The organism is Blastomonas sp. 34TW (genome assembly GCF_059803595.1).
In genome coordinates this window covers 463,170-484,439 of sequence record NZ_JAPFGW010000001.1, presented here as the reverse complement: position 1 = coordinate 484,439, position 21,270 = coordinate 463,170, and the positions used below count along the sequence as shown (strand labels likewise).

Sequence of the window (21,270 nt, the reverse complement as noted above, 5' to 3'; positions counted from 1 at the left end):
TCAAATTCCGATCGCGATGTAATTGGCCTGATAGCTGGCCTGGTTGTTGTAAGCGCTGAAACCTGAAGCGCTGATCGTGCCCACCAGCACGTTGACATAATTGTCCTGGATCGACGGAGAGCTGAGGCCACCGTCGGTGATGACTGCGAAACATTCATTGGGAAAGGCGATGCCGAACGCGACCGATGTGGATCCATTGGCCGCAGCAGTGAAGCGGCCCTGTTTGATGATCAGCCCGCCGGTTCCGGGAAGCTCACAGCTGCCATTCTGAACGAGAGAGCGTGGAAGGCTGGAAAGTACAGCAGGCGTGATCGCTTGATCGGCAGCGATGCCGGCCTTCATTGTTGCCGAGCTTGCTGCAGTCACGGTGAGCACGCGATTGGCGGTCAGATTGCCACCTCCGCTGACCAGTCCGCCACCGGTAATGGTGCGCCCCTGCAACATATTGATCGCGTCATTGACCGTGCCCTGAAAGGCTAAAAATGCATCATTGAGCGCAGTTGCCAGCGCATCGAGAACACGCTTGACCTTTCTGGGCGACATGATGCGAGTGTCATCAAGACCATCATCCGCTTCCGCGTTGGTCGCGATTTCTGCCACGCCCTTCACATCTTCGCTGGCGGGCGGGTTGAGGAACAGCGCATCGCCGAACTCGATCAGCGCCGCCATGTTGTTGGCGAAGGCGATGTCGAACATGATCAGGCCAGTTGCCAGCTCAGCCTTGCTGAGCACCGGATTTTCTACGGCGCTGTAGACGGCCAGCAGCACGCCGGTATCGGTGTAGATACCGATTCCAGTCACGTCGTAGATGTCCGGGCTGGCATCATAGGCTGTGACGTGGATCACATTGGCGCTGACAGCCTGGCCCGACACCGAAAGCACGCGCTTGAACTCACCAGGCAGAGCATCGAGAGTTGGGGCCATGATGAAGGGCGTGGAGGTGAGCCCGATCTCAGTGATCCGCACCTCATCGGTGCCGCCGCTTTCTGCCGCGACGATCGCGTCAAAGCCTGCATTGGTGATCATCATCGCAAGCGATGCCATCAGCTCACCTCCATGAATATGCTGTCTTCCCGGGTGATCGGCTCGCCATCTTCCGTCTGAAGGTAATTGTCCCAGCGCGGATCGGCGTCATGCGCGGCGGCAAGATCAAAGCGGAGAGAGGTTGCTGTCATCGCAGCCGGCGAGAGATAGGCCATCGCCTGCGCTTCGAGATACTGGACGAAGGTGAAGTGCGAGCGCGCGGGCTTCACTGAGGCGACGTCTCGGATGATCGCCGCTGCGGTCTCTGCGCTCAGAAAGCTGGGCGGAATGAGATTGGCGGGCATCCGCACTTCGAAAGTGTGGACTGGCTGACGGGGGTTGGCCTCGAACCATTCGACGATCTCGAGCAGCGGGTTGAAGCGATCAAGCACCTCGCGGACGATGGCCCGGGTGCCCTTGCGGCGATGGAACGGGATCGCATCCCAGATCGCGGCGCGGCGCTCGCTTTCTGTCCATTGCGGATCCCAACGCGCGATCGCGAGCCCCCACGCGAGGAAGGGCAGCAGTTCTGCCGGGCAGGTATCGGGGTTCCACAGATTGCCGACCTGGGCGATATCGATATCCGCACGCATCGCCGCCTCGAGCGCCATTTCGGAGCTTTGGGCGTTCGGTGGCAGGAGGCTGCTGGCCAGAACCTGATCGGGAAGAGCCATGACCGCGATCAGTCCCAGGTGCCGCCGATGGTGACATCGATATTGGCGCAATGCCCTGCCTGCAGCATGGAATAGACCTGATCGACAGCCGGTTCGGCCAGCTCAACCCGCTGGACGCCGGCGACATGCAGCGCGGCGATGATCGCAGATCGCGGGATGTCTCGGCCAAGGCGGCGCGCAGTGGCGAGAAAGGCATCAAGACTGGCCAGCGCAGTCGAGAGGATAAGGTCGGGATCCGGACCCGAATACAGCCAGAGCTGAGCCGCGATATTGAAGGGCTGGATATCAGCGGACTGGACGCTGACCAGATCGGTCAGCGGGCGCACCTGGTCATTGAGCAGCACGGCTTCGACCGCTGCGAGCGTTCCCGGAGGTGCGGTGCCATCGCCGGTACGCGACAGGACCGAAACCACCACCTCGCCCGGCTCAGGCGAGGTGGCCGACGCATCGAGCACATCGCCCGATGCCGAGATCGCGTGATAGACATAGGCCATTTCAGGCCCGGCGACCGAGAAGCTGTGCGGGGCGAGCAGCACGCGGCGGCGCAGCTCATCGTCGCTTTCCATGACGGCCGCCGCGCCCGTGAAAGGGTTTGCGGGCGTGATCTCGAGTCGCTCCACGGCGTAGAGCGCCGCCAGGTGATCGAGATTGGTGCCGCGCGCGAAGGCGATGAGCAGCTGGCGGGCCGCGTCGTCGAAAGCCTGGGCGAGCACCTGTTCGTCATAGCTGTCCGCCTGCAGCAGTTTGATCGCCGGATCGGATTCCACCAGCGCGCTGAAGGGCGGGAAGAGCGCGAGCAGCTGGGCACGCTTGGCCTCATAGCGCGTTTCGAAATCCGTCTGCGGCACCACCGAGGGCGGCGGCAGACGCGACAGGTCGATGGCTGGCGACGTGGCGATAGAAGAGATTGACATGCACGCCAGCAGCATGATGGCTTGGCCAAAGGCCAGCGGGCGCGATTGTTACTGGGCCGATTACAATGACAAGAATTCGGTCACGCAAGAAAACGGCCCAGCAGGGGCTAGCAACACCTGCTGGGCCGAGCACGAGTCGCTGCGACCACGGCTCACGCACTTAAAGCATAATGCGATGACCGCCATTGTGATGTCCATGGCGTTAAGCACCTTTCTCGATGGCCCTAGTCACCGCTTCGAGCACGGCGTTCATATCATCAGCACCGAACCCGAGCAGCCGTCGGGCCTCATAGCGGGCGCGGACGGTGCGGCCGTCACGGGTTCTGCCTACAATACCGACCTGACCATCGTGGTGAATCGAAGCAATCTTCTCGATAGCGCCGCCGCCGAAATTGAGCTCAACGCTATCTGGAGTGGCCTTGATGCGCATATTGCGAGCCATCCTAATCCGACGGAACATGCGCTTGTTGGCCCGGATACGCCTGCCATCAGGGCCTTTACGCGGACGGCGCGGCGCCATGGCCTTGCCATCGGGTTCCTTGTTAGCGGCGATGCGCTGGGCATTGGACCGGCGAAGCGACTGGCCGACCTTCAACGACAGCTTGCGACGTGCGCCGGGCTCCAAGCGCAGCATGAGGCCATCGAGCCAGTCTTCAACCTTGGTGAGATCGGTGTCGGCCATGATCAATTCCAGGGCGGCAGTGGCCCGTCTTCATCGGCGATCTCAGTGAGCGGCGGGGTGCCAGGAGCCGGTTCGCCATCGTTGGCGATCAGGGGCAGATCATCGTCGAACAGCGGGTCAGGCTCAGCCAGGTGTTGCAAGTTGAAGCCCCCATCTTCGCGGCGGCTGACCGACACGTTTTCATCCAGCATGATCTGCAGCTGAAGATCGACGGTTTTGCTGTCGATGAGATCGACTTCGATCGAGAAAGCTTCCTGCCCTGGCGTCAGCCGTTCTGGCTGGTTGACGCTCAGCCAATTGGTGACCGCCAGCATGACGACGCTGGGTTCGCCCGCATATTCGATCAGGATGATGTTGAGCCGGTAGCGATAGGCAAAGCCCAGCGTACCGGTACCGCGCGACACCAGCGCGCCCTGATCGACCCACATCAGCAGCTTTTGCGGGTCGCGCTCTGCCTCGGGCAGCATGGCAACGATCGCGGCGCGCAGAGAGGCGGGCTTGATCATGCCGGGTCCTTTTCCGGCAGCTGGGCCATATCGCCCGCGCGCTGGGTTTGCGGGATCGAGGAAGTGAGCTGATCGCCCATGCGTTCGACCTGCCTGCCCGATGAGAGGGCAACCAGCGCAGAGAGGCAATCGGCGATCTTGACCACCAGGCCACCGGCGATGGCGGAGAAGATCGATTCCGCCCAGTCGGGCAGCTTGCCCCATGTCATGGCGGCAATGATCGCCAGCAACACGATGAAGCAGCCGGCGGCTATGAACTTGACGACGCTGCGGTCGCCCTGACGATCGAGGACGCTGCTCATCGGGCGCTCCACTTCGCATGGGCCTTGGCGATCTTGATGTGATAGGCGTTCTTCGCATAGCCCGTGCCGTTATAGCCCTGGGCGAAGGGGATGCAGGCCGCATGCACGTTGCTGATCTGCCGCAGCTCATCCTGAAGACGCCTGCTCTCGATAAAGGCGCAGAAGGCATCGAGATGGTCCCGCTCGCTGCGCTTGATGGCGTCCCAGAACAGCTCGACCGTAGCAAAGCCCGCTGCCCGATGATTGAAGCCCATGATCTGGTAGCGGCCTGCCGAGGCAGACTTGAGCGCGGCCTCGGCATCGAGCGCGATCGCCTGGTTGAGCCGATCCCACTCCCCTGCCCCGCCGATATAGAGCTTCTTGTTCCACGACCTGCTGGACAGGTTCGGATGGCTGGCGCGAAACCGACCATCGGTGAATTCGTCGAACTTGTGCGCTTCGAACAGGATGCGCGGCCTGCCATCGGGCAGGAAGCCGCTGCCTTTGCTCTCGACCTCATCGACCGCGCGGATCTGTGCGACGGTGCAGCCCAGGCGGGCAGCGGCCGCGGCAAAGTCCTGCGGCGAGAGCCCGATCTTGGCGATCGGCGCCGGCGCAGCGGGGGCGCGGCGGCGGTCCCAGCTGGCAGCGAGCTGGTTGATCAGGTCAACCTCTGGCTGCACGAACTGGTTGGCGGGGGCGCTGGGGCGCAACAGCGCAACAATCCGGTCGGCGGTGGTGGTCATGACGTAGCCTCCTCCGAGCGCATTTCTTCGAGCAGCTGCTTTGCGCGCTTCAGCGTACGATGACCGGGGTCGATGCCTTCCATCGCATCGAGCAACAGCTGGATGATGGTCCACATCTTGGCACGGCGCTTGTCTCCCCGCTCCTCGCGCTCCTCGCATTCCTTGAGGGCATTCTCGATCCGGCGGAATCGCTCCTCGAGCTTTTCAGCCTCCCGCACGGCTGCCTGCTGGCGCTCGATCCGCCAGGCATCGTACTTGTTCCAGGCGAACTTGAGACCGACGCCCAGCGTAGCCAGCAGCGTGACGATCGCCGAAATCAGGGCGGGTGCATGTACCATAGTCAGTCCCATAGCTGGATGGTCTCGCGCATCGCGGGCGCGGTCTCGGTGATGTCGGGAAGTTGCACGACGGTGCCTTCGGCAAGCTGAGGGCCGGATGCGGCCAGCCCCGGGTTGAGCGCATAGGCCTGTTCCGTCACGCCCTGGGTGCGCCCCAGCACGCGCCAGCAGATAGCATCGAGCGTCTCGCCAGCAAGAGCGGTTGCGGTGGTCATAGCAGCGACACTCGGTTGCGCGGCACCGGCTTCTCAGCCCCGATCGAGAGCAGATCGCTGATCGCATGATGCGCCATGCGGCGATATTCGTCGGCGGTGAGCCGTTCGTTCTCGCTGCGGATATTGGCCTGATCGGAGGCGACCAGATCACGGTGCGTGTCGGCGACCTCGGCGGCCGCGTAATAGCGGATGATGCGTTCCCACAGCACCACCGAGCGTTTACGGCCGCCGATGCTGACATCATCGATCGACGCCAGATCATTGGCACCGCCGGCGGCCCAAGCACTTCGCCAGGCATGCAGTTGCCGTAGCGCCGTGATTACCGCGCCTTCGATTGCGGCGACCAGGCGTTCATGGGTGACCACGCCCTCGCCAATGCGGAGCGTGTCGCGGATGGAATTAACGTCGATCGCGGGAAACCAGTCGTCGACGCTGACCGAACTGTCAACGGGAGAGGCCGGTGCGGGCGGCGTGGCGATGAAACCTGACACTGCGCGGGCCTTTCTGCTCTTCCGGGCCGAACCGCTTTACGGGGGGTGGGGATCGCCTGTGGCTTATGGGCGGACCCTGGCCAAAGATGATCCGCCCCCCGAGCGGCGTGGGCCGATCCTTCAATCCTGCTCGGTCTGGTCAGCGGGCGGCGTGACCAGGCGCTCGAGGCGCTCGATATACTTCTTGATCCCGATAGCCTTGTTGAGCTGGAGCGCACGCTTGCAGGCATCGAGCGCAGCGTGCAGCAGCGCGGCCTTGCCGCCGGCAGGCGCGCTGTCCGCCTCTGCCTCGAATTGCTCGGCGGCCCTGGCATAGGCGCGGCCCAAGGCCTTGAGCAGCTTGGCGCGCGCCTGATCGGGCATGTCGTAATCGCCGGTCAGCCTGTCGAGACGCATGAGCTGATCAAGCGTGGCGAGCTGCGGCTCGCCCAGCACGGCGGTGGCGATTTCCTCGGCGAGCAGGCAGGCGGGGGTGCGAAGATAGCGCTCGGGCAGCGTGATGCCGAAGCGGAGCACATGCTCGCCGATGTCGAGCGCGCGTTCGAAGTCGCGATAGTCGATCGCCCAGATCATCATCTGCGCGACGATTTCATCCTGCGCGGCAGTGCCGTCATAGAGGCCAGCGGCCAGCGCACCATCGACCCATGCCCGGAAGGTCTCGGCCATCTCGCGCTTGATCGGGTTGCGGCCCTCGATCGACTGGATATCGGACAGCGAGCGGAGATTGTCCTGCAGCACCGCGTAGAGCGCGCGATATTCGCTGGCGACATCGCCGGTTTCCGGCATGGCGACGGCCTGGCCGACTGCAGCGGCGGTCTCCATCAACCCTGCCTTGGCTGCAAGGGCGCGTTCACGGTGGCGGCGGGCAAGGCTGGTCATGGCTGGTCCTGGCATTGGGGTTGCGTCAATGGTGGGGGCTTCCCACCCCGCTCGACCTGTTCGTCAGGCTCCGGCGACCCTTTCGGGCTGATACGCTGCCATGTCCCCGGCATTGGCTTCCGGGGCTTTAGGCTCTCATGCAGGGTGCGATCTGCGATCCATGAAGGCTGACCCAATAATCAGCCGCTGGAGGCCTTGCGAGCCGTGCCAGACACCCCTCTCGGGTATTCGGTTAGTCGGGCTTCTTGCCCATGACGATGTTCTCGACCAGTGCGCACATGCCATAGTCTTCGACGACATAGGCTTCGTTCACGCTTTCATAGTTGGCGATCTGATCGTAATCGGGCTCTTCCCTGACCGTGCGGCGACGGGTGTTTTCCTGCCAGTAGATCGACAGGTTATCGAGCCGGGTGATCAGCAGCGAACCTGCCGGGAAGAACGGTACGCGCACGGCGCGCAGCCCGCCGATTTGCTTTTCCGAGCGCATGATGCGATCGACCGCCTCGACCTCGGTGGCCTTGTCACCTGCGGTGTTGACGATGCTGAAATACTTGTCGTGCACCAGGTCGCGGCCGACGATCACCACCAGTTCGGTGTCATCGCGGTTCCATTCGTCGATCAGCTCGACCGCATCGAACACCAGAGCGTCCAACGACTTGTAATCGACATCGACACCCGGCTCGCCGCCGGCATCGACATAGATCGCCTTGAGCGGATTGACGGTTAGGCCCCCATCGTTGAGCACGCGCTCTGCTGCATGCGTCCGGATCTTGTAGAGCCAGCCCAGATTGACGTCCTGCAGCAGCGGATTGGCGACACGATCGGTCTCTGCGGCAGCCGAGGTGCCGTTCCAACCGATCATGATGCGATCGCGACCCTGCTGTTTTGCGATGGCATCGCGCAGCAGCGTCTGGAATTCGGGCCTGTGGCGCCAGGCATCGATCTTGGCATATTTCAGCGCATGGTCGAAATTGGTCTGCTTGCAGCTGTATCGGCCGCGATCGGAGGTGTCGGTGGGGTCGGTCGGCGTGCGGCGATTGCCGGCGGCGGTGTTGGTGCGACCAGCCAGCGGGCGAGTGGTGCCGATGCCTACCTTGTCGCCTTCCTGCTGGATCACCGGCACCATCTGGATCAGCTGCAGGAATTCGCTGCTGTGCTTGATGGCCTCCTCGAGGTTCTGTTCGACGACGGGGGCGACCGTGAAGCTCTTGCTCACGGCATCGGGGTCAACGCCATTGAGCAGCGCGATCTGCGACACATAGGCGTTGAAAAGGGCACGGGTGGCGTTCTGCATCGTCTGATTCCTCGTTGACTTCTGGGTGCTTGAGCTGGGTCTGGTGGTTGCGGGGGACCGGACGGATGATCAGCAGTTGGTCAGGGTGAAGTTCGCGCCATTGGCCTGCGGGCGCTGCTGTTGACCAGGCGCTGCGGTGGTCTCAACGCGCTTGTCGAGCGCGGCGAACTTGAGGGCGAGCGCGTCGATTTCCTCGCGCTGGGCGGCAGCCTGGGACTGCAGCGCGCCTTCGACCTTTTCGGCAAAGCCGGTGAAGAGCGCCGAGAAGGCCTGCATGTCGAAGCCCTGCGCCACGGTCTGCGGCGCCGGATCGGCAGGCTTGGGATCGGCGGGCTTGCTGGTGAACTTGGCGGAAAAGTCGTCGAGCACACTCTTCAGACCTGAAAGGAAGCCCTGTCCCGCCTCGGTGGTGGTGCCCTTGTCGTCGGCGAGCTCCAGCGCAAAGGCGGTCTCACCATTGAGCACGATCGAGCCGGGTGCGGCGCGATTGAACTGCAGGCGCTCGGTCGCGATCGCGGCGGGGCTGTCGGTGAGCGCGCAGCCCATGAGATAGGCAAAGCCCTTGCCGGCGAAATTGGGTTCGATCTCGATCGATGGATAGACCTTCTGGCCCTGCGCGTTGAGCTTCATCGCGTCTTCGAGAACGTCGAATTCGCCGAACAGCGCCTTGCGCTTCTCGGTCTTGCCGTTGAAATTGACATCAACCTCGCCGACCGAAACGGCCACGACATCGCCATAGCTTCGGAAGGGTGCATCTCCAGTGATGCCGCGGATATGTTCGATGTTGAGCCGCGCGCCATAGGTCTTCGGATCATAGCTCGACGCCATCTCGTCGATAATCCTGTCGTCGATCGTGCGGCCATCGACGGTGGTTCCGGCGGTTGCCAGGAGGAAGGGCTTGGTGCGCTTGAACTTCATCGACATCGAGATGGCTCCGTTGCGAGGTGCTGCCAGGTGTCGTGAGATGCCCGGCGGAATTGACACCCTTGGGGCTGAAAATGGCCACATCATGCAACGGGCAGCCGTTGTTACCGGCGTGATAACAATCAGGCGGGCGCGCGCGGGATGGCGCTTGCAGGGCATGGAAAGGCCGTCATGGCCATCCTTGCTGCCCTTCCCACCACCCCGTTCGATGCGCGGCGCGCCGCGCGGTCGCTGTATTGGCGTGGCTGGTCGATGCAGCAGATTTCCGATGAGCTGGGGGTCAGATATCCCACCATCGCCAGCTGGAAAACCCGCGACAAATGGGACGATGCGCCGGTGGTGTTGCGCATGGAGGACGGGCTCCAGGAACGCTATCTGACCCTGATTGCCAAGGAGAACAAATCGGGGAAGGACTTCAAGGAAATCGACCTGCTGGGGCGGCAGATCGAGCGCATGGCGAGGGTGCGCAAGTTCGGTGGCGATGAGGGGCGCGAGAGCGATCTCAACCCCAATATCGAGCGCCGGAACGACGAAAAGGCCAAGGCCAAGCGGGCGGAGAAGCGCAAGAACTGCCTCACGATCGACCAATATCAGGCGCTGCTCGACGACTTCCACGATCGCAATTTCGAATATCAGGAGGCCTGGTGGGATCAGCGACACCAGCGCACGCGAAAGATCCGCAAGAGCCGGCAGGTCGGCGCGACCTGGTATTTCGCGCGCGAGGCTTTCGCCAAGATCGCGGAGATGGCGATCGAGGGGAAACAGCCCCGCAACCAGATCTTCCTGTCCGCCTCGGAGCGCCAGGCGCTGAAGTTCCGGCGCGAGATCACCAACTGGGTGCGCCGCGTCACCGGGGTCGAGCTCAAGGGCAAGATCATCATGCTCGACTTCACGGGCTTGCACGGTGATGACGGGCCATCGCTGGACTCGGTGGGCCTCTATCCGCTCTCGACCAACAGCGCGACGGCCCAAGGCGAGAGCGGCGATTTCTATTTCGACGAATTCTCGTGGGTCGGCGGATTTGCCGAGCTGAACAAGGTCGCCAGCGCCATGGCGACGCACAGCATCTACACCAAGACCTATTTCTCATCGGCCTCGACCAAGACGCATGAGAGCTATGCCTTCTGGTCGGGCGAAGAGTGGAACCGGGGCCGCACCAAGGGCGACCAGCGCCCGTTCGACCTGTCCCTGAAGAACCTGCGCGACGGCGCGATCATGCCCGATGGGAGCTGGCAGCAGATCCTGACCATCCATGACGCGGTGAAGCGCGGCCTGGGCGACCTGGTGGACATCGAGCAGCTGCGGAAGGAATATTCGGAAGACTCGTTCCGAAACCTTTTCGAATGCGAGGAAATCGACGACGCGCAATCGAGCTTCCCGTTCGCTCTGATCGGCCCGGCTCGGGTCGACAGCTTCTACCAGTGGCGCGACTTCAAGCCCGAGCTGATCGGCATGCCGGGCGCGCGGCCCTTTGGTGAGAAGCGGGTCTGGCTGGGCTATGACCCGAACAAGCAAGGCCGCGACGATGCTGCGCTGGCGGTGATCGCGCCGCCCGAAAAGCCGGGCGGAAAGTTCCGCGTGCTCGAGAAGCTCCGGTTCAACGGGATCGACTTTCAGGGCCAGGCCGATGAGATCAAGAAGGTCGCGGCCCGGTACAATGTCGAAGACATCGCGATCGATACCACCGGCAGCGGCGAGGCGGTGCTGCAGCTGGTGCTCAAGTGGTTCCCGACTGCGCGCCGGATCAACTATTCGGTCGCGGTCAAGGGCGCACTGGTGATGAAGGGCCAGAACGTCTTTCGTAACCGCCGCATCGAGTTCGATGCAGGGTGGAGCGACGTGCAGGCCGCTTTCATGGCCATTCGCCCAACCCTCACTGGCTCGGGCAGGCAGGTCACCTATACCGCCAAGCGCAATGGCGAGGTCGGCCATGCCGATATCGCATGGGCGATCCTGCACGCGCTTTCCAATGAACCGATGGACGCCAGCGAGCCGGTCTCGCGCGGGGCCAAGGTCAAATTCTTCGACTGATCACAAGAGGACAGGCCATGAGCGACAGCACTGACATCATCCCCGCCGCGCCCGCGCAGGTGCCCGCTCCTGGCAGCGGCAGCGGGCGGGTTTTCACCTTCGGAGATCCCGAAAGCGTGATGGACGGGCGCGAGCTCTGGTCGTACTTCGAGATGTGGAAGAACGGTCGCTGGTACGAACCTCCAATGCCGATGACCAAGCTGGCGAAGTCGTTCAACATGTCGCCCCACCATCGCAGCGCGATCGCGCTGAAGGTCAACCTGCTGCTCAAGCACTTTACGCCAACCAGGTGGCTCGATCGGGCCAATTTCGAGCGCTGGGCAATCGATTTCCTGCAGATGGGCAATGGCTATATCGAGCGGATCGACAATCTGGGCGGGCGGGTCATGACGCTGCGACACAGCCCCGCGATCTTCACCCGCGTCGGCAGCGAGCCGGGCACGATGTTCTTCATCAAGGGCTCGCTGGGGCATGATCACGAATTTCGGCCGAACAGCGTTTTTCACCTTCTGCAGCCCGATGTTTCGCAAGAGGTCTATGGGGTGCCGGAATGGCTATCGGCGCTGCAGGCGGGCCTGCTCAACGAAAACGCCACCCTTTTCCGCCGCCGCTACTACCTCAATGGGGCGCACGCCGGCTTCATCCTCTACCTGTCCGACCCGCTGGCTGACCCGGAGACAGCAGACGCGATCGAGGATCGGCTTGGTTCGGCCAAGGGCATCGGCAATTTCAAGAACATGTTCCTGCACATCCCCAACGGGAAGAAGGACGGCATCCAGGTAATCCCGATCGCCGATGTGGCGGCGAAGGACGAGTTCATGAGCATCAAGAACGTGACGCGCGACGATCTGCTCGCCGCGCACCGCGTTCCGCCGCAGCTGATCGGCATCATCCCCCAGAACAATGGGGGCTTCGGGGATGTCAGCAAGGCCAGCGACACGTTCTACGAGAACGAGATCGAGCCGATCCAGCAGCGCATGCGCCAGCTCAACGAATGGCTGGGCGTCGAGGCCCTGGTCTTCGCGCCCCGCGCTGCCCCGGCGCCGGGCGCGCGCGCCGGATGATCTGCTAACCCTGCCGCGAAAGCGGCGGGGGCAGAGGCGCGCCAACGCCTCCAACCGACGGACCAGACCCGCCACAATCCAACCGATCCTGCCCATGGAACAGGGGACCGGATCATCCCGCCTGCCGACTCGGCGCGGGAACAAATATGGAACAAACGCGATGGAGTCGAGTCTCTCTTCCGTGCAGCCGGTATCGCCGGTGGCACCCTATATCGGCGGCAAGCGCAAGCTCGCAAAGCGCCTGTGCGCCATGATCGACCAGGTTGATCACCAGACCTACGCAGAGCCCTTTGTAGGCATGGGCGGTGTGTTCTTCAGGCGGTCGCAGCGTCCGCCGTGCGAGGCTATCAACGACTGGTCGCGCGAGGTGCACAATTTCTTCCGGGTGCTCCAGGTGCATTACCTGGCGTTCCTCGAGATGATGCGCTTCCAGATCACGTCGCGGGCGGAATTCGAACGGCTTGCGCTGGAGAAGCCAGAGACGCTCACGGATATGCAGCGCGCGGCTCGGTTTCTCTATCTTCAGCGCACCAGCTTCGGCGGCAAGGTGGTAGGGCAGAACTTTGGTGTCTCACTTGGCCGAGGGGGCCATTTCGATGTGACCAAGCTGCAGCCGCTCCTCGAGGCAGTGCATGAGCGCCTGTCGGCAGTTGTGATCGAGCGGATGCGCTGGGCCGACTTCATCCGCAGATATGATCGGTCCGGCACGCTGTTCTATCTCGACCCGCCTTATTACCGCTCCGAGGGCGACTATGGCGCTGGGATGTTCGATCGCAGCGAATTCGCGGAGATGGCAGAGCTGCTCGCTGGGCTCAAAGGCCGTTTCATCCTGTCGATCAATGACCATCCGGAGATCCGCGAAACCTTTGCTCGGTTCCACCTTGAGCCCGTCCAGGTGGGCTACAGTATCGGCGGCGGCCACAAGCAGGCCAAGTTCGGTGAGCTGATCATCACTCCGACCCGCTAAACCACCCCTGCTGCCTATCGGTTCACCGGAGGGCCGGAGCGCACCACCGCGCTCCGGCCCTCTCGATGTGCCCGAGCGGGTGCCCACGGGGCCGCCCCTGCCCCCTGACACCCCTCGCGGCGAAGGCCATCGCCCCCACCCCGCGCGCCGCGCTCGCCCCCACGCTCCACTTTCGCCTTCCTGCTCGGGTTTTTGTGCAGATCGGGCGGTCCTTGGAAATCCTTGGGAGGGGTACCCCCCTGGGAAAAACCCTACATTCCCTACATCGGTCGGAAAGCACAGCTAATGCACTGATATTGCATCGAAAAAATGTAGGGTTCGAAACCCTACATCGTCCTACATTTTATGCCCAAAAATCCTATGTCATTGATGAATATATGTTTTTTTCATTCAATATATAGGGTTCTATCAATCCTATCAGGTAGGGAAGATGTAGGGAAAATATAGGGCCGGAAACCCGCAGAAAACCTTGGATGTAGGGAATGTAGGGTGTTTCCCGCGCATAGGCGGCACCCTTAGCGGCCTGACGAGAAACTGCGAAATTTTCGGCAGCGTGCCAGCGGCATGCCGTGATCATCGATCGCGGGGATCATTATGCAGTTCTATGCAGGTGTGGCCGCTGAGCCAGTCGGCCGAGCTAGGGCTTGCGTTTGGGCAGCTGGTCCATCAGCGTAATGTTGATGATGCCGCGCTCTTTCGGATAGTCGAAGCCCTGCAGCGCCCGGATGATGATCTAAGCGACCGACGAACCTTCGGCCTGGTGGCTCAACTGCTCGATGCGATCGGGGTCATAGGTGACGATGGCGAATCTGCGGCGCGACATGGCCGCTTTGTTCTCACCTTGTTCTCAGTACGTCAATGCACACTGTGAAGCTAATCACAGCGCGGCTCGCGTGTCCTGCCCAATGAAGGCAGGCTCACCTCCGAGCCGGCCTGGCATACGCGACCCTGGTGCCAAGCCGTTGCCGAGGGGTTGTGATCTTTCAGCGCGCGACCCCTCGGCAAGTCGTAATTCCACTGGTGTGAAGGCCAAATAATGTCCCGCTATAGGCGGACTTTTCGCAGGGTACGTTTTCGACCAATTCGCTCCTCCGCTACCATTCCTTCAAGACATTCGGTGCACCTACCCAAGCGTCGCAGCCCGCGAGCTGGAGAGGGCCGTAATCGATTCTGCCACGTGACGGCTGGCCAGCTGCCGCCGCCCTCCGCTCCCCGGAAGCTTGGGCAGACTGCCCCTTTGTGCGCGGCGGTCGTTGACGACCCTCGCGATCAGCCAGCATTCCTGCCATCCATATCGCGGGAGCGCGCGCCCAAGATACAAAATAGCGCAGCGATATGTCTGATTTATAACATAATGTCTGGACAGGCGTCGCGACGAACCGATAGGGTTTGCCTCGGCGCGGGGGTAATTGGGTTGCACCGCACCGACTGACGGGTGTCGTGGCAATTGACAGGCAATATTCTTGAGCCATCCAGATCAATCTGAGCGCAGGCTGGATGGCTGGAAGGCGATTGCGGGCTATTTCCGCCGTGACCGCACGACCGTGATGCGCTGGGCGCGCGAGCGCGATCTTCCCGTGCACCGGCTTCCTGGCGGCAAGCAGGGTTCGGTCTTCGCCTATGAACATGAGCTTGCATCCTGGGCCGGGCAAGCCGAGCAGCGCGACCTGGACAGTCCGGCCGTTCAGCCGCCGCCGCAGGTTCTGGCTGCAACCGATCGGCCGCCGCAGAATGCCATGCCTTCGAGAGTCGGCCCTTTCCCCTCACCGCGCGGGGGCAAACGTCTTTTCGTCGGCGCGAGCGTGGTCATCGCCATCGGCGCGCTGGTCGTCGCGACGGTCACGCTGACCGAAATGCTCGCGCCTGGTCCGTCCCCAATCGAGCGGGCCGCAGCCCTGCCGCATAACAAGAACGTAACCGACGATTATGTCGCCGCGCGCGATTTATGGGCTCGGCGCACGCCGGAGGATTTGCGCCGTGCGATCGCGCTGTACGAGAAGGTGATCGCCGCGGACAAGGATTTCGCGCCCGCCTATGCAGGGCTGGCCGAAGCCTGGCTGATCTATCGCGAATATGGCGCGGCGACCGAAAGCCGGGCGTACAGCGCCGCTAAGTCTGCGGTCGAACAGGCGCTCGCGCTCGACAACCAGCTGGCAGCAGCGCATCGCGCCAACGGTTTCATCCAGTATTGGTGGAGCTACGATGCGCAGCGATCGGTCGATTCCTTCCGTCGTGCGCTCGCACTCGACCCGCGCGATGGCCTCACCCATTTCTGGTACGCCAATGTCCTTTCCGATCTCGGTCAGGATGCCGCCGCGCAGCGCGAATATGATACCGCGCAGCTGCTGCTGCCCGGAACCCCCGCCATCGCGGTCGAGCGCACCTGTGCGCACTGGCAAGCGGGACGTGACCGGCGCGCGGTGATGGAGCTGGAACAGCTGAAGTCGCAATATCCGGCGGACGCCACCATCCGCAACTGCCTGGCCTGGGCGCATATCTCGCGCGGCGACATCAAGGCCTATGCGCGTGAGTATCGGGCGCTGGCGGCGCTGCGCGGGGTACCGGAGATGAAGCGCCTGTCCACCCAGCTTGATACGGCCATCGAGCGCAATCCGGCTACGGCGCATCTGGTGCTGGTTGCCGAAGCGCGGCGCGAATTTGCCGAGGGCGAGCGCAAGACCCGCATGACGCCCGCCTTCCACGCCTCGTGCATGGGCGACCGCGCAACCCTGGTCATCCTGCTCAAGCAGGCCGCGACGCTGGGCGAGCGCTGGTATTCGGCAACGCTGAACAAGCGCATCGCGGAAAAGTGGCGCGGCGATGCCGAAGTGCAGCGGCTGCTGCGCAAGGTGGTCATCGCGACACCCAGGGTCGATCTGTCCTGATGTAACGCCGCGCCAGACGATACATCCGCGATTTCCCGTCATTTGCGACAATATGCCACAGACTCAATCTGCATCATCGCGCCTAGACTGGTTGCGGTCTGATCGACGGTGTGCGGGGTAATTCGTCGACCCAAAACGGCTGCTGGCCAACCTTCGTGCCCGCGCATCGGCGATCAGGCCACCGATGATCCCTTGTGGAGCGATCCATGGCGCGAACCTGGCTGTTTCTGCTGCTGATTCTGGCGGTGGCGGCGCTCGCACTCATGGTGCCGCGCGAGACCGCGCGCGCGCAGCGGCTGGAATTCGCCTCGCCCAGAGATAAATCCTTGAACGGTAGTGTCCAGCGCGTGCAGGCCGATCTCGCCCGCAATGTCGATAGCTGGCAGGGCGCACGCGATTGCCGTTCGCCGGCCCGAGCCCGCGCCGCGCTCAAGCCCGTTCTCGCGCAATGGCTCGGCCGCCGGATGACCGATCGCCCCATGCAGCGTCTGGCGCGCTGGGGCTATCATTCGGGCGATATGTGGCACGAGGCGCAGGTGATCGACGGCCAACCGCATTGCCGCGCTGGCTTCCGCCGCGTGATCGCCTTTGCAGAATTTCGCTAGAGCTGTGTCGGTGTGACGACCGGCATTGCAACCGCATGCAGTTCTGTCAGAGTTGGCAGGTCGCGCACCCTGCAGCCAGGAGACGATGATGCTACCACCCTTTGCACGCCGCGCGCTTGCGCCTATTGCCCTCGCCGTCTGTCTGCTCGGCTCAAGCCTCGCAGCCCAGGGAACACCGAGCCTGACCCTGTTCAACGGCGAAGGTCTTGATGGAGCCGCCGTCACGGTGCGCAGCGATGTCGCCAACCTGCAGGACATGCCGGCCCGCGAAGGCTTTGATGGAACCGCGAACGATTATGCCTTCTCGCTCAAGGCAGAGGGGCTTTGGCTGGTATGTATGGATGCGGGCTTCCGCACGCGCTGCCGCGAGGTGTCGGGCGAGGTGCAGGCGCTCGGAGAGGATGGCGGCTCGATCAGCTCGGTGCGCTATCTGGGCCCTTCTGCTCAGACGCCGGGCAGCGGCAGGCCCGCCGGCACCCCCGGCCAGAGCGTCATGCGCCCATCCGCTGACGCCCCGCCGATGTTCAACACGGATTTGTTCGGCAGCGACCTGCGCGAAATCATCTACGACCGGCCGGGCATGGACTGGAAAAGCTGCAAGGCGGCGTGCGACGATGAGCGGCAATGCCGGGCATGGACCTATGTCATCCCCGGCCGGACCGAACATGGCGAATGCTTCCTGAAAGAGGCCGTGCCCGAACCTTCGGAAAGCGACTGCTGCGTTTCCGGTATCAAGCGCCAGCGAGATGGCATTGGAAGCCTCTGGCTGCCACAGGCTGCGCCCGTTCCCGATAGACCGCGCCCGCGACGGCGTGGCTGAGAGCGGCTGGCGCCCCCGCGCTCAGGCCTGTGCTAGCAGCGTCTCGCTCATTTCCCACAGCCGTTCGGCGCTATCCTGATCGACCGCGTGCGGCTCGACATCGCGATAGCGCACCGGCTGCTCGCCCGAGAGTGCAGCGATGTTGCAATCCTCGCAATAGACGCCGCCCATGCCTTCGAGCAGCGGGCTGGTCGCCGCCCAGAGCGTGGTGGTGCAGCCCTGGGTCGGTGTCTTGAACATGGCGCGGGCGCCGTCGGAAATCTCACCCTGTTCGTTGAGCCAGCCAAGCACGATCATCTCTTCGGTCGGCAGATGGCGCTGGAGAGGCGTGAAAATGCCGCCGGGATGCACCGCAAAGGCCTGCCCGCCGCTGTCCTTCAACCGGGCGTTGATGCCCAGTGCGAACAGGCTGTTGGCGGTCTTGGACTGGCCATAGGCCTTCCACTTGTCATAGCTGCCATCGGTCCAGTTGGGGTCGTCCCAGCGGATGGCGGACAGTTTGTGCCCGGTGGAAGACAAGGCCACTACGCGCGGCCTTTCAGTGCGCTGAAGCAGCGGCAGCAGCGTCGTCGCCAGCGCGAAATGGCCCATATGGTTGGTGCCGAACTGCAGCTCCCAGCCCGGCCCAACGCGCATTTCCGGACAGGCCATGACGCCGGCATTGTTGATCAGCAGATCGAGCGCGGTGTTGTCGGAGGCAAAGCCCAGCGCGAACCGCTTGACCGAAGCGATATCGGCAAGGTCCATCAGCGCGATGCGGATATCGCCCGGCATCCCTGCCAGCGCGGCATTGGCCTTTTCGGTATCGCGCGCCGGCACGGTAACCGATGCGCCCGCCGCCGCCAGCGCGCGCACCGTTTCCAGCCCTATGCCCGAATAACCGCCGGTGACGATGACCGTCTTGCCCTTGAGGTCGATGCCCGCCAGCACCTCATGCGGTTCGCTGTGGCGGCCGAACGGGGAATCGACAGGCTTCTGGTGGTCGGCGATCATCGGCAGCTCTCCTTGGCGCTTTCGGGCGCTTCAGGCGAGCGCCTCTTCGAGCGGACAATAGGCATAACCCAGGTCATCCGCCACTGCCTTGTAGGTCACCCGCCCGTTCCAGACATTGAGACCGGCAGCAAGGTGCGGATCGCTGCGCAGCGCGTCCTTCCAGCCCTTGTCGGCCATGCGCAGCATGTGCGGCAGCGTGACGTTGTTGAGCGCATAGGTGCTGGTGCGCGCAACCGCGCCGGGCATGTTGGCGACGCAATAATGCACGATGCCGTCGACGATATAGGTCGGGTCGGCATGGGTGGTGGCGTGGCTGGTCTCGAAACAGCCGCCCTGGTCGATCGCGACATCGACCAGCACCGCGCCGGGCTTCATCGTGCCCAGCATCTCGCGCGTAACGAGCTTGGGCGCCGCCGCACCGGGGATCAGCACCGCGCCGATGACCAGATCGGCATTGGCAACGCTGTCGGCGACATTCGATACGTTGGCAAAGCGCGTCTTGGCGCGCGCCTCGAAATAATAGCCCAGCCGCTCGAGCACTTCGGGATTGCGGTCGAGGATCGTCACGTCCGCGCCCAGCCCTGCGGCCATCTGTGCGGCGTTGAAGCCGACCACGCCGCCGCCGATCACGCAGACATTGCCGGGCAGCACGCCCGGCACCCCGCCGAGCAGGATGCCGCGACCGCCATGCGCCTTTTCGAGCGCGGTCGCGCCCGCCTGGATCGCCATGCGCCCTGCGACCTGGCTCATCGGCTTGAGCAGCGGCAGGCCGCCGCTCGCATCGGTGACCGTCTCATAGGCGATGCAGGTCGCCTTGGACTCGACCAGATCCTTGGTCTGCTCCGGATCGGGCGCGAGGTGCAGATAGGTGAACAGGATCTGTCCTTCGCGCAGCATCGCGCGCTCGATCGACTGCGGCTCCTTGACCTTCACCACCATCTCGCATTCGGCAAAGATTTCGGCGGCGGTCTCGATCAGCTTTGCGCCCGCGCGCTGATAATCGCTGTCCTTGGCACCGATGCCCAGGCCCGCGCCCGACTGCACCCATACCTCGTGCCCGTGCTGCACCAGCTCGCGGGCGCTTTCGGGCGTCATGCCGACGCGATATTCGTGGTTCTTGATTTCCTTGACGGTGCCAACGCGCATGACTTCTTCTCCTGCTGCTATTGTTTGTCCCGCCCTTACTCCGACCTCCCGCGCTGCGCGATCAGTTTTGTTACTTTATTACATTATTGCGCAATTTTCCGAATCGAAACCGGAATGTTGCAAATATCCGCCCCGCCAGCGGGGATATTGAAGAACGCATCCTTCCGGTTCGCCCGTGCCCGCGCATAAGCGACAAACGACTCGCTGGTGCTTTCCAGATATTCGAGCTTCGGGCGCTCCGCCTCGGGCAGTTCGGTCGCCAGCCGCACCGAGCCGATGACGGTGCGTTCTTCGGGGCTTTCATAGAAGCCCAGGGCACCGGTGCCGCGCGGCAGGCTGGAGAGATGCTCGATCCCCTCGACCACGCGCCCGACCAAAGCGATATTGCGATCCAGATGCCGCGGCGCATGGCCGATCACGGTGTAAAGCTCTGCGCCCGACCCGGTATCGGGCGAGAGGTTGCGGCCGACGCCGACCATGCCATAGCAATGCACCGGCCAGACGCTCTCGTCATTGCTGGCAACCGGCCAGCCATCCAAGAAACCCAGCGCCTTGGCATAGGCGTCAGGAGCCGTCCAAGGCTCAGCGCCGCTGTTGCCGGAAGCGATATTCAGGCCCTTCCGATCGACCACATAGCCGCTCTCCGGCACTTTCGCGATACCCGCAGGCAGCGGCTTGGCCTTGGCCTCGTCCTCGGCATCGGGATCGCCCCATTGCACGACATAATTGTCCTGCACGCGCACGATCGCGGTGTCGTCCCACCAGTGCGCGGCTGCCAGCTTGCGGATATTGCCCACCCAGCCGGTGCTGAATGGCGCAGGCATAAGCTGGATCACCACGCGGCGCGATTTGCCCTTCGCATCGGGCGCAAGCTCCATCACCAGCAGGTCTTCGGGCGCGATCTTCGCCCAAGCCGAGGGCGGCGCGGCAGCAATGATATCGCCCGGCCCAGGACTGGCGGGCGGCGGATCGCTCGCGGCGATCAGGCTCAGGGGCAACAGTGCAGCGGCAGTGCGCAGCGCAGCGGAGCGGAATCGGTTGGCTGTCATGGGACGACGCTAACACGGCGCAAAGGCTTGCGAAACCTTGGCCTCACGTGCAGTCTCGCGTGCGGGTCGGGAGGGAGACTCGCATGACATTGCCGCCGGACGAGGACGACGACACGCCGCTGGCACTGCGCAACAGCCGCACCACGCTCGACCGGTTGCTCGACGAGATGATCGAACAGCCCGAAAACCTGCCATCGATCGCCGAACGCATCCACCAGGTGTTCGGCGAGACCCGCGCGGTGATGGTGCTCGACATGAGCGGCTTTTCGCGCACCACCCAGCGGCACGGCGTCGCGGCCTTTCTGCTGATGGTTCATCAGATGAAGCGGCTCGCGCTGCCCGAGATCGAGGATCATGGCGGGCTGCTGATCAAGGCCGAGGCCGACAATCTCTATTGCCTGTTCGATGATACCGACGATGCCGTCCGCGCCGCCCGCGGCATCATGCGCCAGCTGAACGCCGCCAACATGGTGCTGCCCGAGGAACGCAAGCTCTATGCGTCGATCGGCATCGGCTATGGGCAGGTGCTCAACATCGACGACGAGGATGTCTTCGGCGACGAGATGAACCTGACGTGCAAGCTGGGCGAGGATGTGGCGCAACGCAGCGAGATCCTCCTGACCGAGGGCGCCCGCGCGACGCTGACGCTGAAGAATGTCGAGACCCGGCCCGAACAGGTCAGCATTTCTGGCCTCGTGCTGACCTATCACGTCGTCTCCTGAGCGCGCCTCTCCCGTGCAAAC

At 63.2% G+C, this 21,270-nt stretch carries 23 protein-coding genes; 7 read left to right on the top strand and 16 right to left on the bottom strand.

Annotation, left to right across the window (positions count from 1 at the left end):
- The 13 genes from OPU69_RS02260 to OPU69_RS02200 form a co-directional block, all read right to left on the bottom strand.
- Positions 1 to 1,044 (bottom strand): gp53-like domain-containing protein, encoded by a 1,044-nt coding sequence (locus tag OPU69_RS02260; protein WP_498509160.1) that lies wholly within the window; start codon positions 1,042 to 1,044, stop codon positions 1 to 3.
- The gene (locus OPU69_RS02255; RefSeq protein WP_498509159.1) at positions 1,044 to 1,697 is read right to left on the bottom strand and encodes a phage tail protein I; all 654 of its coding nucleotides are present in this window, start codon (positions 1,695 to 1,697) and stop codon (positions 1,044 to 1,046) included. Before OPU69_RS02255 ends, OPU69_RS02260 begins: the two co-directional genes overlap by 1 nt.
- Before the next feature lie 8 nt (positions 1,698 to 1,705).
- Positions 1,706 to 2,611 carry a baseplate assembly protein gene (locus OPU69_RS02250; protein WP_498509158.1) on the bottom strand — a complete coding sequence of 302 codons (906 nt, stop codon included), beginning with the start codon at positions 2,609 to 2,611 and terminating at the stop codon, positions 1,706 to 1,708.
- Positions 2,612 to 2,813: 202 nt separating this feature from the next.
- Complete coding sequence (locus OPU69_RS02245; protein ID WP_498509157.1) at positions 2,814 to 3,293, bottom strand: phage virion morphogenesis protein; 480 nt, start codon at positions 3,291 to 3,293, stop codon at positions 2,814 to 2,816.
- A 2-nt stretch (positions 3,294 to 3,295) separates the two neighbouring features.
- On the bottom strand, positions 3,296 to 3,799 hold the full coding sequence (locus OPU69_RS02240) for a phage tail protein (protein WP_498509156.1): 504 nt from the start codon (positions 3,797 to 3,799) through the stop codon (positions 3,296 to 3,298).
- Complete coding sequence (locus OPU69_RS02235; RefSeq protein WP_498509154.1) at positions 3,796 to 4,101, bottom strand: hypothetical protein; 306 nt, start codon at positions 4,099 to 4,101, stop codon at positions 3,796 to 3,798. Before OPU69_RS02235 ends, OPU69_RS02240 begins: the two co-directional genes overlap by 4 nt.
- A complete protein-coding gene (locus tag OPU69_RS02230; RefSeq protein WP_498509153.1) occupies positions 4,098 to 4,826 on the bottom strand; it encodes an N-acetylmuramidase family protein in 729 nt (242 codons plus the stop codon). The genes OPU69_RS02235 and OPU69_RS02230 overlap by 4 nt, the downstream gene beginning before the upstream one ends.
- Positions 4,823 to 5,164, bottom strand: coding sequence for a hypothetical protein (locus OPU69_RS02225; RefSeq protein WP_498509152.1), 342 nt, complete (start codon positions 5,162 to 5,164; stop codon positions 4,823 to 4,825). The genes OPU69_RS02230 and OPU69_RS02225 overlap by 4 nt, the downstream gene beginning before the upstream one ends.
- A 2-nt stretch (positions 5,165 to 5,166) precedes the next feature.
- Complete coding sequence (locus OPU69_RS02220) at positions 5,167 to 5,379, bottom strand: tail protein X (RefSeq protein ID WP_498509151.1); 213 nt, start codon at positions 5,377 to 5,379, stop codon at positions 5,167 to 5,169.
- Positions 5,376 to 5,870, bottom strand: coding sequence for a head completion/stabilization protein (locus OPU69_RS02215; RefSeq protein ID WP_498509150.1), 495 nt, complete (start codon positions 5,868 to 5,870; stop codon positions 5,376 to 5,378). The genes OPU69_RS02220 and OPU69_RS02215 overlap by 4 nt, the downstream gene beginning before the upstream one ends.
- 120 nt (positions 5,871 to 5,990) lie before the next feature.
- Complete coding sequence (gene gpM / locus OPU69_RS02210) at positions 5,991 to 6,749, bottom strand: phage terminase small subunit (protein WP_498509149.1); 759 nt, start codon at positions 6,747 to 6,749, stop codon at positions 5,991 to 5,993.
- Positions 6,750 to 6,981: 232 nt separating this feature from the next.
- A complete protein-coding gene (locus OPU69_RS02205; protein WP_498509148.1) occupies positions 6,982 to 8,043 on the bottom strand; it encodes a phage major capsid protein, P2 family in 1,062 nt (353 codons plus the stop codon).
- Between the two features lie 69 nt (positions 8,044 to 8,112).
- Positions 8,113 to 8,967 carry a GPO family capsid scaffolding protein gene (locus OPU69_RS02200; protein ID WP_498509146.1) on the bottom strand — a complete coding sequence of 285 codons (855 nt, stop codon included), beginning with the start codon at positions 8,965 to 8,967 and terminating at the stop codon, positions 8,113 to 8,115.
- 171 nt (positions 8,968 to 9,138) lie between these two features.
- Between OPU69_RS02200 and OPU69_RS02195 the strand changes: the two genes are divergently transcribed.
- The 6 genes from OPU69_RS02195 to OPU69_RS02170 all read left to right on the top strand — a co-directional run bounded on the left by OPU69_RS02195 (position 9,139) and on the right by OPU69_RS02170 (position 17,339).
- Positions 9,139 to 10,998: a terminase large subunit domain-containing protein gene (locus OPU69_RS02195; RefSeq protein ID WP_498509145.1), complete on the top strand. Its 1,860-nt coding sequence runs from the start codon at positions 9,139 to 9,141 to the stop codon at positions 10,996 to 10,998.
- A 17-nt stretch (positions 10,999 to 11,015) separates the two neighbouring features.
- A complete protein-coding gene (locus OPU69_RS02190) occupies positions 11,016 to 12,062 on the top strand; it encodes a phage portal protein (protein WP_498509144.1) in 1,047 nt (348 codons plus the stop codon).
- Between the two features lie 94 nt (positions 12,063 to 12,156).
- On the top strand, positions 12,157 to 13,029 hold the full coding sequence (locus OPU69_RS02185; protein WP_498509142.1) for a DNA adenine methylase: 873 nt from the start codon (positions 12,157 to 12,159) through the stop codon (positions 13,027 to 13,029).
- Positions 13,030 to 14,492: 1,463 nt separating this feature from the next.
- Positions 14,493 to 15,914: a tetratricopeptide repeat protein gene (locus tag OPU69_RS02180; protein ID WP_498509140.1), complete on the top strand. Its 1,422-nt coding sequence runs from the start codon at positions 14,493 to 14,495 to the stop codon at positions 15,912 to 15,914.
- 206 nt (positions 15,915 to 16,120) lie between these two features.
- Positions 16,121 to 16,519 (top strand): hypothetical protein, encoded by a 399-nt coding sequence (locus tag OPU69_RS02175; RefSeq protein ID WP_498509138.1) that lies wholly within the window; start codon positions 16,121 to 16,123, stop codon positions 16,517 to 16,519.
- Positions 16,520 to 16,604: 85 nt separating this feature from the next.
- On the top strand, positions 16,605 to 17,339 hold the full coding sequence (locus OPU69_RS02170) for a PAN domain-containing protein (protein WP_498509137.1): 735 nt from the start codon (positions 16,605 to 16,607) through the stop codon (positions 17,337 to 17,339).
- Positions 17,340 to 17,360: 21 nt separating this feature from the next.
- Here OPU69_RS02170 and OPU69_RS02165 read toward each other — a convergent pair whose 3' ends face one another.
- From OPU69_RS02165 to OPU69_RS02155, 3 genes are all read right to left on the bottom strand, one after another.
- Entirely contained in the window at positions 17,361 to 18,332 is a 972-nt protein-coding gene (locus OPU69_RS02165; protein WP_060980032.1) for an oxidoreductase, read from the bottom strand.
- 30 nt (positions 18,333 to 18,362) lie between these two features.
- On the bottom strand, positions 18,363 to 19,478 hold the full coding sequence (gene ald, locus OPU69_RS02160) for an alanine dehydrogenase (protein ID WP_498509136.1): 1,116 nt from the start codon (positions 19,476 to 19,478) through the stop codon (positions 18,363 to 18,365).
- Between the two features lie 83 nt (positions 19,479 to 19,561).
- Positions 19,562 to 20,527: a peptidylprolyl isomerase gene (locus OPU69_RS02155; protein WP_498509135.1), complete on the bottom strand. Its 966-nt coding sequence runs from the start codon at positions 20,525 to 20,527 to the stop codon at positions 19,562 to 19,564.
- 83 nt (positions 20,528 to 20,610) lie between these two features.
- Here OPU69_RS02155 and OPU69_RS02150 point away from each other — a divergent pair, with 83 nt between their 5' ends.
- Positions 20,611 to 21,249: an adenylate/guanylate cyclase domain-containing protein gene (locus OPU69_RS02150; protein WP_498509134.1), complete on the top strand. Its 639-nt coding sequence runs from the start codon at positions 20,611 to 20,613 to the stop codon at positions 21,247 to 21,249.
- The last annotated feature ends 21 nt before the right edge of the window (positions 21,250 to 21,270 follow it).